The organism is Streptomyces sp. NPDC051243 (assembly GCF_044455405.1).
Lineage (GTDB): Bacteria > Actinomycetota > Actinomycetes > Streptomycetales > Streptomycetaceae > Streptomyces.
The window spans coordinates 62,353-76,525 of record NZ_JBITES010000012.1; the positions used below are offsets into that span (position 1 = coordinate 62,353).

Genomic DNA, 14,173 nt, shown 5'->3' on the forward strand with positions numbered 1-14,173 from the left:
CTTGGAAAGCGCGTCGGCTAAGGCTGGTGACGTCCGGATGGACCCGGAACTCCCAGCGACCACACCGGCGCGCTCCCCTCGCTTGCCTTTTGGCACGAGGGGTTTTTTGTTGCACAGGCACCAGTCGTGCAGCATCGAAACTCCGCTCAAACTTCGCAAAAACCCTCAGCATCGAGAAGAGAATGCCGATGACCGAGCAGGCCACCGGGGCCCATAATCCGCAGCCGCGGCCCCGATCCGGAGGACAGCAGTCCGCCCCCGAGCACGTCACGGGTGCGCAGTCCCTCATCCGTTCGCTCGAGGAGGTCGGCGCCGACACGGTATTCGGCATTCCGGGCGGTGCGATCCTGCCGGCGTACGACCCGCTGATGGACTCCACCAAGGTCCGCCACGTCCTGGTCCGCCACGAGCAGGGCGCCGGCCACGCCGCCACCGGCTACGCGCAGGCCACCGGCAAGGTCGGCGTCTGCATGGCGACCTCCGGCCCCGGCGCCACCAACCTGGTCACGCCGATCGCCGACGCGCACATGGACTCGGTGCCGCTCGTGGCGATCACCGGGCAGGTCTCCTCCAAGGCGATCGGCACGGACGCCTTCCAGGAGGCGGACATCGTCGGCATCACCATGCCGATCACCAAGCACAACTTCCTCGTCACCAAGGCGGAGGACATCCCGCGGGTGATCGCGCAGGCGTTCCACATCGCCGCCACCGGCCGCCCCGGCCCGGTCCTGGTCGACATCTCCAAGGACGCCCTCCAGGCGAAGACCACCTTCTCCTGGCCGCCCACCATGGACCTGCCCGGCTACCGGCCCGTCACCAAGCCGCACGCCAAGCAGATCCGCGAGGCCGCCAAGCTGATCACCAACGCCAAGCGGCCCGTCCTCTACGTCGGCGGCGGTGTCATCAAGGCCGGCGCCACCGCCGAGCTGAAGGTCCTCGCCGAACTCACCGGAGCGCCCGTCACCACCACCCTGATGGCGCTCGGCGCATTCCCCGACAGCCACCCGCTGCACGTGGGGATGCCGGGCATGCACGGTGCGGTCACCGCCGTCACCGCGCTGCAGAAGGCCGACCTGATCGTCGCCCTCGGAGCCCGCTTCGACGACCGCGTCACCGGCAAGCTGGACAGCTTCGCCCCGTACGCCAAGATCGTCCACGCCGACATCGACCCGGCCGAGATCGGCAAGAACCGCGCCGCCGACGTGCCGATCGTCGGCGACGCCCGCGAGGTCATCGCCGACCTCGTCCAGGCCGTCCAGAAGGAGCACGCCGACGGCCACCAGGGCGACTACAGCGCCTGGTGGAAGGACCTCTCCCGCTGGCGTGAGACCTACCCGCTCGGCTACGACCAGCCCGAGGACGGCTCGCTGTCCCCGCAGCAGGTCATCGAGCGGATCGGCCAACTCGCCCCCGAGGGCACGATCTTCGCGGCGGGCGTCGGCCAGCACCAGATGTGGGCCGCGCACTTCATCCAGTACGACAAGCCCGCCACCTGGCTGAACTCCGGCGGTGCCGGAACCATGGGCTACGCGGTCCCGGCCGCGATGGGCGCCAAGGCAGGCGCGCCGGAGCAGACCGTCTGGGCGATCGACGGTGACGGTTGCTTCCAGATGACCAATCAGGAACTCACCACCTGCGCCCTGAACAACATCCCGATCAAGGTCGCCATCATCAACAACGGCGCCCTCGGGATGGTCCGCCAGTGGCAGACCCTGTTCTACAACCAGCGCTACTCCAACACGGTGCTGCACTCGGGCCCGGAGGCGGACGGCAAGCAGCCCAGCGCAGGCACGCGCGTCCCCGACTTCGTGAAGCTGTCGGAGGCCATGGGCTGCTACGCGATCCGCTGCGAGAACCCGGCCGATCTCGACAAGGTCATCGAAGAGGCGAACTCCATCAACGACCGCCCGGTCGTCGTCGACTTCATCGTCCACGAGGACGCGATGGTGTGGCCGATGGTCGCCGCCGGAACCTCCAACGACGAGATCATGGCCGCCCGGGACGTCCGCCCCGACTTCGGCGACAACGAAGACGACTGAGAGCCGTCAGGACTTATCAAGCAGAGGAACGAGACCCCATGTCCAAGCACACGCTCTCCGTCCTGGTGGAGAACACGCCGGGCATCCTCGCCCGGATCGCCGCCCTCTTCTCCCGCCGCGGCTTCAACATCGACTCGCTCGCGGTCGGTGTCACCGAGCACCCCGACATCTCCCGCATCACCATCGTGGTGAACGTCGAGGACCTGCCGCTGGAGCAGGTGACCAAGCAGCTCAACAAGCTGGTCAACGTACTGAAGATCGTCGAGCTGGAGCCCGGTTCGGCCGTTCAGCGCGAACTCGTTCTGGTGAAGGTGCGCGCCGACAACGAGACCCGCTCCCAGATCATCGAGATCGTCCAGCTCTTCCGCGCCAAGACGGTCGACGTCTCCCCGGAGGCCGTCACCATCGAGGCCACCGGCTCCAGCGACAAGCTGGAGGCCATGCTGAAGATGCTGGAGCCGTTCGGCATCAAGGAGCTCGTCCAGTCCGGCACGATCGCGATCGGACGCGGAGCGCGTTCGATCACCGACCGGTCGCTGCGCGCGCTCGACCGCTCGGCATAGGGACGCGTTCGGACGGCCGGGTGACACCGGCCGTCCGGATTCCGCCCGTATAGCGAGACCCCGAAACTTCCCTTCCCCCCGCCGTCATACGGTGGGACGCAACACCTGCACACAAGGAGAGAACCCAAAGTGGCCGAGCTGTTCTACGACGCCGACGCCGACCTGTCCATCATCCAGGGCCGCAAGGTCGCGGTCATCGGTTACGGCAGCCAGGGCCACGCCCACGCGCTGTCGCTCCGTGACTCGGGTGTCGACGTCCGCGTCGGTCTGCACGAGGGCTCCAAGTCCAAGGCGAAGGCCGAGGAGCAGGGCCTGCGCGTGGTGACGCCGTCGGAGGCCGCCGCCGAGGCCGACGTCATCATGATCCTCGTCCCGGACCCGATCCAGGCCCAGGTCTACGAGGAGCACATCGCCCCGAACCTGAAGGACGGCGACGCCCTGTTCTTCGGTCACGGCCTGAACATCCGCTACGGCTTCATCAAGCCCCCGGCCGGCGTCGACGTCTGCATGGTCGCCCCGAAGGGCCCGGGCCACCTGGTGCGCCGTCAGTACGAGGAGGGCCGCGGCGTTCCCTGCATCGCCGCCGTCGAGCAGGACGCCACCGGCAACGCCTTCGCGCTCGCCCTGTCGTACGCCAAGGGCATCGGCGGCACCCGCGCCGGCGTCATCAAGACGACCTTCACCGAGGAGACCGAGACCGACCTGTTCGGCGAGCAGGCCGTCCTCTGCGGTGGCACCGCCGCCCTGGTCAAGGCCGGCTTCGAGACGCTGACCGAGGCCGGCTACCAGCCCGAGATCGCGTACTTCGAGTGCCTGCACGAGCTCAAGCTGATCGTGGACCTCATGTACGAGGGCGGCCTGGAGAAGATGCGCTGGTCGATCTCCGAGACCGCCGAGTGGGGCGACTACGTCACCGGCCCGCGGATCATCACCGACGCCACCAAGGCCGAGATGAAGAAGGTCCTCGCCGAGATCCAGGACGGCACCTTCGCCCAGGCCTGGATGGACGAGTACCACGGCGGTCTGAAGAAGTACAACGAGTACAAGACGGCCGACTCCGAGCACCTGCTCGAGACCACCGGCAAGGAGCTGCGCAAGCTCATGAGCTGGGTGAACGAGGAGGCGTAAGCCTCAGACAACGGGGCCGGAGCAGCTCGCTCCGGCCCCGTTGTCCAACCCGTCACATCACGGACGGGTGATCCTTCCGCAGAGGCGCAGGACGACCTCTGTCACGGCACTACACTGCCGTACTACATACGCGTCAGGCCCACAGCGTCGTGCGTCTTCCGCGGCCACCTTCCCTCCACCGCCAGCGGCCGTCGGGACGGCCGTCCGCAATGGACATGTGAGGACTCACGTGAGCTCGAAACCCGTCGTACTCATCGCCGAAGAGCTGTCGCCCGCGACCGTGGACGCGCTCGGCCCCGACTTCGAGATCCGGCACTGCAACGGAGCGGACCGAGCCGAGCTGCTCCCGGCCATCGCCGACGTGGACGCGATCCTGATCCGTTCCGCCACCAAGGTCGACGCCGAGGCGATCGCCGCCGCGAACAAGCTCAAGGTCGTGGCGCGAGCCGGCGTCGGCCTGGACAACGTCGACGTCTCCGCCGCCACCAAGGCCGGCGTGATGGTCGTCAACGCCCCGACCTCGAACATCGTGACCGCCGCCGAGCTCGCCTGCGGTCTCCTCCTCGCCACCGCCCGCAACATCCCGCAGGCCAACGCCGCGCTGAAGAACGGCGAGTGGAAGCGCAGCAAGTACACGGGCGTCGAGCTGGCCGAGAAGACGCTGGGCGTCGTGGGCCTCGGGCGCATCGGTGCGCTCGTCGCGCAGCGCATGTCCGCCTTCGGTATGAAGGTCGTCGCGTACGACCCCTATGTGCAGCCCGCGCGCGCCGCGCAGATGGGCGTCAAGGTGCTGTCGCTGGACGAGCTTCTCGAGGTCTCCGACTTCATCACCGTCCACCTGCCCAAGACCCCCGAGACCCTCGGCCTCATCGGCGACGAGGCGCTGCGCAAGGTCAAGCCGAGCGTGCGCATCGTCAACGCCGCGCGCGGTGGCATCGTCGACGAGGAGGCGCTGTACTCGGCGCTGAAGGAGGGCCGCGTCGCCGGCGCCGGTCTGGACGTGTACGCCAAGGAGCCGTGCACCGACTCGCCGCTCTTCGAGTTCGACCAGGTCGTCGCCACCCCGCACCTCGGTGCCTCCACCGACGAGGCGCAGGAGAAGGCCGGTATCGCCGTCGCCCGCTCGGTGCGTCTCGCCCTCGCCGGTGAGCTGGTCCCGGACGCGGTGAACGTGCAGGGCGGTGTCATCGCCGAGGACGTCAAGCCGGGTCTGCCGCTCGCCGAGCGCCTCGGCCGTATCTTCACGGCGCTCGCCGGTGAGGTCGCGGTCCGCCTCGACGTCGAGGTGTACGGCGAGATCACCCAGCACGATGTGAAGGTGCTGGAGCTCAGCGCCCTCAAGGGTGTCTTCGAGGACGTCGTCGACGAGACGGTGTCGTACGTCAACGCCCCGCTGTTCGCCCAGGAGCGCGGTGTCGAGGTGCGGCTGACCACCAGCTCGGAGGCCACCGACCACCGCAACGTCGTCACCGTGCGCGGCACGCTCGGCAACGGCGAGGAGGTGTCGGTCTCCGGCACGCTGGCCGGCCCCAAGCACCTGCAGAAGATCGTCGCGGTCGGCGACTACGACGTGGACCTCGCGCTCGCCGACCACATGGTCGTCCTGAAGTACGAGGACCGTCCCGGTGTCGTCGGCACGGTCGGCCGTATCTTCGGCGAGGCCGGCATCAACATCGCCGGTATGCAGGTGTCGCGGTCGGTGGCCGGTGGCGAGGCGCTCGCCGTCCTCACCGTCGACGACACGGTGCCCTCCGGGGTGCTGACCGAGGTCGCGGCGGAGATCGGGGCGACGTCCGCTCGTGCGGTGAACCTCGCCTGAGGTTGCCGTCCCGGGGGCCTGCGGCCCCCAGACCCCGCTCAGACCCTGAACGGGCCTCCTGCTCAAACGCCGGACGGGCTGAATTGTCCGTCCGGCGTTTCGCATGTGCGCTCCCCCACCTCGACCCGCCGCAGCATGACCGCCGCCAGCACCGCCGCCCCCGCGAGCACCACCGCCCCCGAGATCGCCGCCCCCTGCATCCCGCTGGTGAACGCCTCCCGCGCCACCGCCGCCAGTCCCGGCACCTGATCGGCGACAGCAAGCGCACCGCCCAGCGTCTCCTGCGCCACGTCCGGCGCCGACGCCGGGATCTCGTGCCGGTAGATCGCCGTGCCGATCGCTCCGAGCACCGCCATGCCCAGCGCGCCGCCGAACTCCGCGCCGGTCTCCATCAGGGAAGACGCGGCGCCCGCCCGCTCCACCGGGGCGGCGCCCAGCGCGAGGTCCATGATCTGGGACATCACCGTCACACCTCCGACGGCGAGGACCGCGCATGAGGTCAGCACCAGCCACATCGAGTCCGTCCCGGCGAGGGCCAGCAGTGCGAAACCGGTCGCTGCGATCGCGAAGCCCGCGGTGACGACGTAGGCGCGGTTGACGCCCTTCTGTACCACCTGGGTCGCGATCGGCCCCGCCGCCCCGATCGGCACGGACGGCAGCAGTGCCCACAGGGCCGCCTCCAGGGCGCTCTTGCCGAGCACCGACTGCAGGTACTGCGTGGTGAAGTAGGCCGAGCCGAACACCCCGAACGCGCAGACGAGGTTCAGGCAGACCGAGGGCGCGAAGCGCCGCCCCCGGAACAGGGCCGGAGAGATCATCGGCGCCGCGGCCGTGCGCTGGCGGTGGACGAAGAGCGCCGCGAACAGCAGGCCGACGGTGATCGAGACGACGTAGAGCGCGTTCCAGCCCTTGGACGGGATCTCCTTCAGGCCGTAGATCACGGGAAGCACCGCAGCCATCGACAGCGGCACGCTCAGCCAGTCGAAGCGGCCGGGCGCGGGGTTCCTCGACTCGGGCAGCAGCACCGGGCCCGCGACCAGCAGCAGAGCCATCGCGGGCAGGTTGACCAGGAAGACCGAGCCCCACCAGAAGTACTCGACCAGCACCCCGCTCATCACCGAGCCGAGCGCGATCCCGGCCGTCATCACGCCGGACCACAGGCCGATCGCCTTCGCGCGCTGGGTGGGGTCGGTGAACATCGTGCGGGTCATGGCCATCGTCGCCGGCATCAGGGTCGCGCCGCCGATACCGAGGACCGCGCGGGCCGCGATCAGCGTCTCGGCGCTGTTGGCGTACGCCGCCACCAGGGACGCCGTACCGAAGGCGGCGGCGCCGATCAGCAGCAGGCGGCGGTGGCCGATGCGGTCGCCCAGCGAGCCCATCGTCATCAGCAGACCGGCCAGGACGAAGGCGTAGATGTCGAAGATCCACAGCTGCTGGGTGCCGCTCGGTTGCAGGTCGGCGCTGATCGCCGGGATCGCGAAGTAGAGCACCGAGACGTCCATCGAGACCAGCAGCAGCGGCAGCATCAGCACGCCGAGGGCGGTCCATTCGCGGCGGCCGGCGCGGGTGGGCGGGGGTGTGGGCGTGGTGGGGCTCGTCGGGTTCGTTGTCATGCCGGTGAATGTACGCACGTATTAAACGCTTGTCTAGGACGGCCGTATAGGACGGCTGTATGGATCCGGAGTAGAGTGGCGTGCCATGGGACACCGTGAGGATTTGCTGGAGGGGGCCAAGCGCTGCCTGCTGGCGAAGGGGTTCGTGCGCACGACGGCGCGCGACATCGTCAAGGAGTCGGGGACCAACCTGGCCTCGATCGGCTACCACTACGGCTCGAAGGACGCCTTGCTGGCGGAGGCGTACCTGGCGTTGGTCGCGGAGCTCTCCGAGGCCTTCGACGGCGACGGGGCCGCCGACAGCGCCACCGCCCCCGGCTCCGTCGAGCGCTTCCGGGAGGTGTGGTCGAACATCATCGGCACCATGAGGGGGCCGGGGTCGATGTGGCGCCTCAGCATCGAGATCGTGGCCATGGGTGACCAGTTGCCCGTGGTACGCGATCACTTGGCGCGGCAGCAGCGGGACGCCGAGCGTGCTCTCGTCGCGCTGTTCACAGGGGTGCCGGAGGACGAGATTCCCGACAGCACGCTGGACACCCTCGGCAGGTTCTACACGACCCTGATGACGGGACTCATCGCGCAGTGGAACTTCGACCCGGAGCGCGCACCCGACGCGGACGCGCTCACCGAGGGGCTGTGTCAGCTCATGGAGGCCGCTAGCCGGAAATGACCCGCCCCTCGCGCATCTCGATCACCCGGTCCGCGAAATGCCGTACGACCGCCCGGTCGTGGCAGATGAACAGGTAGCCGAGGCCGAGGTCGTCCTGGAGGTCGGCGAGCAGGTTCAGTACTCCGGCGCGTATGGAAGGGTCGAGGGACGAGACCGGTTCGTCGAGGACCAGCAGACGTGGCTCGGAGGCCAGCGCGCGGGCGATTCCGGCGCGTTGGCACTGGCCACCGGAGAGTTCGTGCGGGCGGCGGTCGCCGTACGACGGGTCCAGGCCCACCCGGTCCAGGAGCTCGGCCACCTGATCGGGGGTGGGCCGGCGGCCCTGTATCCGCAGCGGTTCCGCCACCGCGTCGCGGATGCGGTGGCGGGGGCTCAGTGAGCCGTACGGGTCCTGGAACACCGGCTGCATGCGCGGGCGGATCGGGCGCAGCTCCCGTTCGGTGAGGGTCGTCAACTCCCGCCCTTCGAAGCGGACGTCACCGGAGTGGGGACGGCGCAACTGGAGGACCGCCAGGGCCGTGGAGGACTTGCCGCAGCCGGAGGGGCCGTTGAGCGCGAGGGTCTCGCCGGGGGCCAGGGTGAAGGAGACATGGTCGACGGCGGTCGTGTCGCCGTAGCGCATCACGAGGTCGCGGACGTCGAGCAGGGCGTCGTCGCTCATGCGGGCTGCTGCTCCTCTTCCTTCTCCTGGAACAACTCGGTCGCCGGATGCGGGAGTTCCTGCCAGCGGTGGCAGGCCACCAGGCGCTCCGCCACCTGCCGCGGCTCCGGTTCCGTCGTGTGGCAGACGTCGGCCGCGAGCGGGCAGCGCGGGGCGAAGGCGCAGCCCGGCGGGAGGGCGGCCGGGGCGGGTGGGGTGCCGCGCAGTGCGGGGAGGCGGCGGCCGGGGGGCGCGTGCTGGGGGAGGGAGGCCAGCAGGCCTGCCGTGTAGGGGGCGCGGGGGCGGGCCAGCACCTCGTCCGCCGGGCCGAGTTCGGTGAGGCGGCCGGCGTACATGACCAGCACGCGGTCGGCGTGGTCCCGTACGACGTCCATGTCGTGGGTGACGAGGACCAGCGCGGCGCCGACGGCCTCCCGCTGTTCGGCGAGCACCCGCAGCACTTGGTCGCGGCGCTCCTCGTCCAGGGCGGTGGTGGGTTCGTCGGCGACGACGATGTCCGGTTCGTTGACCGTCGCCATGGCGATGACGGCGCGCTGCCGCATGCCGCCGGAGTACTCGTGCGGATACGCCCGTGCCCTGCGGGCGGCGTCCGGGATGCCGACCCGGTCGAGCGCGGCGACCGCCCGGGCCCGGGCCTCCTTGCGGGAGACGCCGGTCACCGACCGTACGGCGGCCGCGAGTTGGTCGCCGACCGGGTGCACGGGGGAGAGGGCCGACAGGGCGTCCTGCGGGACGAGGGAGATACGGCGGCCGCGGTGGGCGGCGAGGTCCGGCAGGATCGTCCCGCTCGTCGTCGCGCCGCGCGGCAGCATGCCCAGCAGCGCCCGGGCCGTGAGGGACTTGCCCGCGCCCGACTCGCCGACGAGGGCGAGGGTCTCGCGCGCTCGGACGTCGAAGGACAGTCCGCGCACGGCCTCGACGCCGTCGAAGGCGATCCGCAGGTCGCGCACCGAGAGGAGCACATCAGACGGCAACGGAGGCCTCCTTTTCCTTCTCCGCCTTCTTCGCGGCTGCCTGCTCCGCCTTCTGCACGGCCTTCTTCTCCGTCGGCGCGACTCGCCGGGCTCCGCGGCCCTGCACGGCCGCCGCCCCCGACACGGCCAGTCCCGCCAGCAGGGCCAGTGCGACCGCCGGGGCGAGGGCCGCCCAGGGGGCGCGTTCGACATACGCGCGGGACTCGTCGAGGAGCAGGCCCCACTCGGGCGCGGGCGGCTGGGCGCCCAGGCCCAGGAAGCCGAGGGAGGCCAGGGCGAGGGCTATGCCGGGCAGGCGGAGCAGGGCGTGGCGGGCGACGGGGGCGGCGACGGACGGCAGGACGTGCCGGGTGAGGATCCAGAACGGGGTGGCGCCCATGGCCCGTTGGGCGGTCAGGAAGGCCGACGCCCTTACCTCCTGCACCAGCGCCGCGGCGTGCGCGGACAGCGCGGGCCAGGAGATCAGGGCGACGGCGAGGGCCGCGCCGCCGGTGCCGGGACCGGCCGCCGCCGCGACCAGGATGCCGACGATCACGGGGGGAAGGGCATTGGCGATGTCCGCCGCGCCCGCCGCGACGCCGGGCAGGAAGCCCAGCGCGAGCGCGACCAGCAGGCTCAGCGCACAGATGGCGGCGGCCGTGCCGACCGTCGAGGCGGCGCCGTGGCCGAGCCGGGCGAGGACGTCGCGGCCGAGAGCGTCGGTGCCGAGCGGGTGCGCCCAGGAGGGGGCCGTGAGGCGGGCGGCCGTGTTCACCGTGTACGGGTCGCGCAGCAGGCCCCAGCCGATGGACACGGCGAGGAGGGTGAACAGGGTCAACGGGACCGCCGGGTGGGTACGGACCGGGCGTGCCGGGGGCAGTGTCAGACCGGCGTCACGCAGCGCGGGGCCCAGCAGGCGGCGCCGGGTGAGCGCCGCCGCCGCGCCGGCGAGCAGGCCGAGCAGCAGCAGGGCCAGCACCGACCCCTGCAGCAGCGGCAGATCCTGCGACTTGGCCGCGCCGAGCGCCGTACGGCCGATGCCGGGCACCGCGAACACGGTCTCCACCGCGACCGCGCCCCCGGTCAGCCCGACGGCCGCCATGCCGAACTGCGGTACCAGCGGCGGCAGTACGCGGCGCAGGGCGGCCCCCGCGATCCGCGCCCGGCTCACCCCGGCGCCCCGCCACAGCTCCACCCACCGCTCGTCGAGCACGGCGGGCAGCGCGTCCGCGACCAGCCGGCCGAGCAGACCGCCCGCCGGGACGCCGAGGGCGATCGCGGGCAGCACCAGGTACTCGGGGCCCGCCCACCCGGCCGTCGGCAGCCACCCCAGCCACACCCCGCACACCAGCAGCGCGACGGTGGCCAGCAGGAACTCGGGCACGGCGGCCAGCATCGCGGCGAAGGCCCCGGCCGACCCGCGCCCCCGCACCAGCACCGGAGCCACCAGCACGGCGGCCAGTACGACCGCCACGCCGAGCGCGGCGCCCATCAGGGCCAGCGACACCTGGAGGCCGGCGACGACGGACGGCAGTACGTCGTACCCCGACACCCAGGAGGTGCCGAAGTCGCCGCGCAGCAGGCCCGAGGCCCACTTCCCCAGCAGGGAGAGGGGACCGGCGTCCAGGCCGAGGTCCTGGCGGATCGCGGACAGCGCCTCCTCCGTCGGCTCCTGCTCGGCCGACCGCGCGCGCAGCACGGTGAGGGCCGGGTCCCGCCGGGAGAGCCAGGGCAGCAGACCGACGGCGGCCAGGACGGCGACCAGGCAGAGGAGGCGGGTCAGCCCGGCCGGACCGATGAATTTCCCCAGGGCAGGCTTCACTTGACGTACGTGTCGATCGTGACGAGCTCGCGCTCGCGGGGGTCGTGGGCGGCGTCGACGACACCGGCGGCGTCGCCCTGGATCACCCGCTCGTGGAGCATCGGGACGGCGGCGTCGGTGGCGAGCACGGCGGCCTCGGCCTCGATGACCGCCTTTCGGCGGGCGTCGCCGGCCTTCGTCCCGCCGGCCTTCTTCAGCTCGGCGTCCACGGCGGAGTCGGCGAGCTGGGAGAGGTTGAAGGAGCCGTCGGAGGCGAAGTCGCTGTACAGGTAGGCGACCGGGTCGCCGGAGTCCAGGACGGTGGCGCGGGAGAGGATGAACGCGTCGAACTTGCCCGCCAGGGCGTCGGACTCGATGTTCGCGTACTCGCGGACGTCGAGCTTCACCTTGAACCCGGCCTTCTGCAGCTGCTGCTGCAGCGTGGCGGCCACCTCGGGCAGTTCGGCCCGGTCGGTGAAGGTGCCGATGGTGATCGTCGTGCCGTCAGGCTTGCCGGCCTTCGTGTGCTCGACGGGCGTGCGCAGGTCGGCCGCCCACGGCAGCGCGGGCCCGAGCAGTCCTCCGGCGACATCCGCCCGCCCCTCGTACACGCCCTCGACGATCGACTTGGCGTCGATCGCCTCCCGGGCGGCGGCGCGCAGCGAGGCGTCCTTGAAGACGCCCTTCTCGGTGTTCAGGTAGAGGGTGTTGGTGCGCGGCATCGGGACCTCGGTGATCAGGTCCTGGTCGAGGACGGCGGCCTGGGAGACCGGGATCGCCTCGACGATGTCGGCCTCGCCGGTGCGCAGGGCGGCGGCGCGGGCGGTCCCGTCCGGCACGAACTTGACGTCGATTCCCGGGGCCTTGGCCTTGCCGCCCCAGTACTTGTCGTAGCGGTCGAGGGCGGCGGAGGCGGTGCCGTTGACCTCGACCAGCTCGAAGGGGCCGGTGCCGGCGCCGATGGGGTTCACCGTCTTCCCCTGGTAGGCCTTGGCGGCCAGGATCGACAGCTGGGGCGAGCTCAGCCGCTGCGGGACGAGGGGGTCCTCGGTGCCGGTGGTGACCGTGACCGTGTCGGTGTCCTCGGCCTTCGCGGTCAGGTCCACGCCGTCGAGGATGCGGGGCTTGGGGGAGGCGCCGGCGGCCTTGGTGAGCGATCGGACGACGGCCTGTGCGTCGAGCTTCGTGCCGTCGTGGAAGGTGACGCCGTCGCGTATCTCGAAGGTCCAGGTGCGGCCGGACTGCTGCCACTTGGTGGCGAGTGCGGGCAGGGCGTCGCCGTCCTCGTCGAGCTTCACCAGGGTCTCGGCCGTCGACCAGCGCGAGAGCTTGAACGCGTCGTCGCTCAGGGGAGACAGGCCGGAGCGGGGCGGCAGCATGTGCGCGACACGGATGCGCTTGCCTTCGGCGGACGCCTCATCGGACGCCGCTGACGAGAAGCAGCCGGTGAGCAGGGCGGAGGCCGCGGTGACCGCGGTGAGCGGGAGAAGACGGGCGGGGACGCGCACGGGACACTCCGGATAAAGGCATGGTCAAAGGTTGAACGTTGCACCGACCGTAGCATGATGACAATCATTTTCAGAAGCCTGCATCCGTATGGCCTGCCACGCAGGCAGCCGCCCTCAACTGCCCGCAAGCCTTGCCCCCTTCAACGCCATGTGCAGCAGCAGCCGGTCCTCGCCGTCGTCCAGGTCCAAACCCGTGAGCTGCTCGACGCGGGAGAGGCGGTAGTACAGGGTCTGGCGGTGGATGCCGAGTTCGGCGGCCGTGCGGCCGGCCTGGCCGGCGCAATCGAGGTAGACCTCGGCGGTGCGGGCGAGTTCGTGATGGGCGGGGGAGAGGAGGGGGGCGACCGCGGGGTCGTGGACCGTCTGCGGGGAGAGGGAGGTCAGCAGGCGGTACGGCCCGATGCGCCCCCACTCGGCCACCGGTCCGAGCCGTGGTTCCGCCAGCGCCGCACGGGCCGCGGCCGACGCCTCCTGCCAGACGGTGCCCAGCTCGGCGAGACCGGTGCGCGGTTCGCCGAGGCCCGCCGCCACCCGCGCCGGGCCCCGCGCGAGCGGCTGGGCCGGGGCTTGCTTCAGCAGCCGGGACGCCGCCGCCAGCGCCGCCGTCCGCACCTCGGACGAGCGCAGCCGTACGAGCACGGCCAGGCTCTGTCCCGCCGCCCCCCACGGCACCGCGCACAGCGCGGTCGCGTGCGGCACCGTCCGCACAGACGGGGCGTCGTCCGGGTCGGCCGACGGCCAGGGGGCCACGCAGACCACCGTATGGACGCCGTCCGCGCGCGAGCCCAGGGCCGCGCGCAGCTCGGCGACGGCCGCGTCGCCCTGCCAGCCGCGCTCGGCGGTCAGCACGGCCCGCAGTTCCCGGCTGAGGTCGGCCCCGTGCTGCGCCTCGTCCGCGAGCAGGGCGCCGATGCGGGCGGTCACCTCCATGGCGGCGGCGAGCTGCTGCTCGGTCGGACCCGGATCGTCGTCCAGGAGCCAGACATAACCGAGGACGACACCCCTGTGGCGTACGGGGAGGCAGATCCGTCCGCGATACACCCCCGCCTCCGGGGTCGGCGGAATCCGCACGGGTCCGGTCGCCTGGGTGATGCCGAACCCCTCGAACCAGGTCCGGACCGTCGTCGTCGAGCGCCGGGTCAGGATCGAGCGGGTGCGCACGGGGTCCAGGGCCGACGCGTCGAGCTCGCCCTCACTGTCGTACGCGCCGAAGGCGATCAGTTCGAAGTCCCGGTTCTCCAGGGTCGCGGGGGCTCCCAGGAGCTCCGAGATCTCATCGACCAGCTCCTGGTAGTCGCCTTTGTAATCGGCTGTCACTCGGGCATTCTCCCGCATAACCGCAGGGGCGTCATACAACTGTCTGAGATCTGTGGCACGGATGCGTGACAGCTGTCGATGGCCGACGATCGGAGGGA

General features: G+C 71.2%; 11 protein-coding genes. 5 read left to right on the forward strand and 6 right to left on the reverse strand.

The features are described from left to right. Positions 1-182 precede the first annotated feature (182 nt). From ACIBAG_RS29315 to serA, 4 genes are all read left to right on the forward strand, one after another. Positions 183-2,039 carry an acetolactate synthase large subunit gene (locus ACIBAG_RS29315; protein WP_399109050.1) on the forward strand — a complete coding sequence of 619 codons (1,857 nt, stop codon included), beginning with the start codon at positions 183-185 and terminating at the stop codon, positions 2,037-2,039. Positions 2,040-2,077: 38 nt separating this feature from the next. Beyond that, positions 2,078-2,602 carry an acetolactate synthase small subunit gene (gene ilvN / locus ACIBAG_RS29320; RefSeq protein WP_031485293.1) on the forward strand — a complete coding sequence of 175 codons (525 nt, stop codon included), beginning with the start codon at positions 2,078-2,080 and terminating at the stop codon, positions 2,600-2,602. Positions 2,603-2,731: 129 nt separating this feature from the next. After that, on the forward strand, positions 2,732-3,730 hold the full coding sequence (gene ilvC, locus ACIBAG_RS29325; protein ID WP_399109052.1) for a ketol-acid reductoisomerase: 999 nt from the start codon (positions 2,732-2,734) through the stop codon (positions 3,728-3,730). Between the two features lie 229 nt (positions 3,731-3,959). Beyond that, positions 3,960-5,549, forward strand: a complete 1,590-nt coding sequence (serA, locus tag ACIBAG_RS29330; RefSeq protein WP_399109054.1) for a phosphoglycerate dehydrogenase — start codon at positions 3,960-3,962, stop codon at positions 5,547-5,549. Positions 5,550-5,611: 62 nt separating this feature from the next. On the opposite strand, the gene ACIBAG_RS29335 is transcribed toward serA, so the two are convergent. Next, a complete protein-coding gene (locus tag ACIBAG_RS29335; RefSeq protein WP_399109056.1) occupies positions 5,612-7,165 on the reverse strand; it encodes an MFS transporter in 1,554 nt (517 codons plus the stop codon). 85 nt (positions 7,166-7,250) lie between these two features. Here ACIBAG_RS29335 and ACIBAG_RS29340 point away from each other — a divergent pair, with 85 nt between their 5' ends. Further along, on the forward strand, positions 7,251-7,835 hold the full coding sequence (locus ACIBAG_RS29340) for a TetR/AcrR family transcriptional regulator (protein ID WP_399109058.1): 585 nt from the start codon (positions 7,251-7,253) through the stop codon (positions 7,833-7,835). Here ACIBAG_RS29340 and ACIBAG_RS29345 read toward each other — a convergent pair. From ACIBAG_RS29345 to ACIBAG_RS29365, 5 genes are all read right to left on the reverse strand, one after another. After that, a complete protein-coding gene (locus tag ACIBAG_RS29345) occupies positions 7,822-8,496 on the reverse strand; it encodes an ATP-binding cassette domain-containing protein (RefSeq protein WP_399109060.1) in 675 nt (224 codons plus the stop codon). The genes ACIBAG_RS29340 and ACIBAG_RS29345 overlap by 14 nt on opposite strands. After that, positions 8,493-9,470, reverse strand: coding sequence for an ABC transporter ATP-binding protein (locus tag ACIBAG_RS29350; RefSeq protein WP_399109062.1), 978 nt, complete (start codon positions 9,468-9,470; stop codon positions 8,493-8,495). The genes ACIBAG_RS29345 and ACIBAG_RS29350 overlap by 4 nt, the downstream gene beginning before the upstream one ends. Then, complete coding sequence (locus tag ACIBAG_RS29355) at positions 9,460-11,271, reverse strand: ABC transporter permease subunit (RefSeq protein ID WP_399109063.1); 1,812 nt, start codon at positions 11,269-11,271, stop codon at positions 9,460-9,462. Before ACIBAG_RS29355 ends, ACIBAG_RS29350 begins: the two co-directional genes overlap by 11 nt. Beyond that, positions 11,268-12,758 (reverse strand): ABC transporter substrate-binding protein, encoded by a 1,491-nt coding sequence (locus ACIBAG_RS29360; protein ID WP_399109064.1) that lies wholly within the window; start codon positions 12,756-12,758, stop codon positions 11,268-11,270. The genes ACIBAG_RS29355 and ACIBAG_RS29360 overlap by 4 nt, the downstream gene beginning before the upstream one ends. Positions 12,759-12,872: 114 nt before the next feature. Then, a complete protein-coding gene (locus ACIBAG_RS29365; protein ID WP_399109066.1) occupies positions 12,873-14,093 on the reverse strand; it encodes a PucR family transcriptional regulator in 1,221 nt (406 codons plus the stop codon). Between the last annotated feature and the right edge of the window lie 80 nt (positions 14,094-14,173).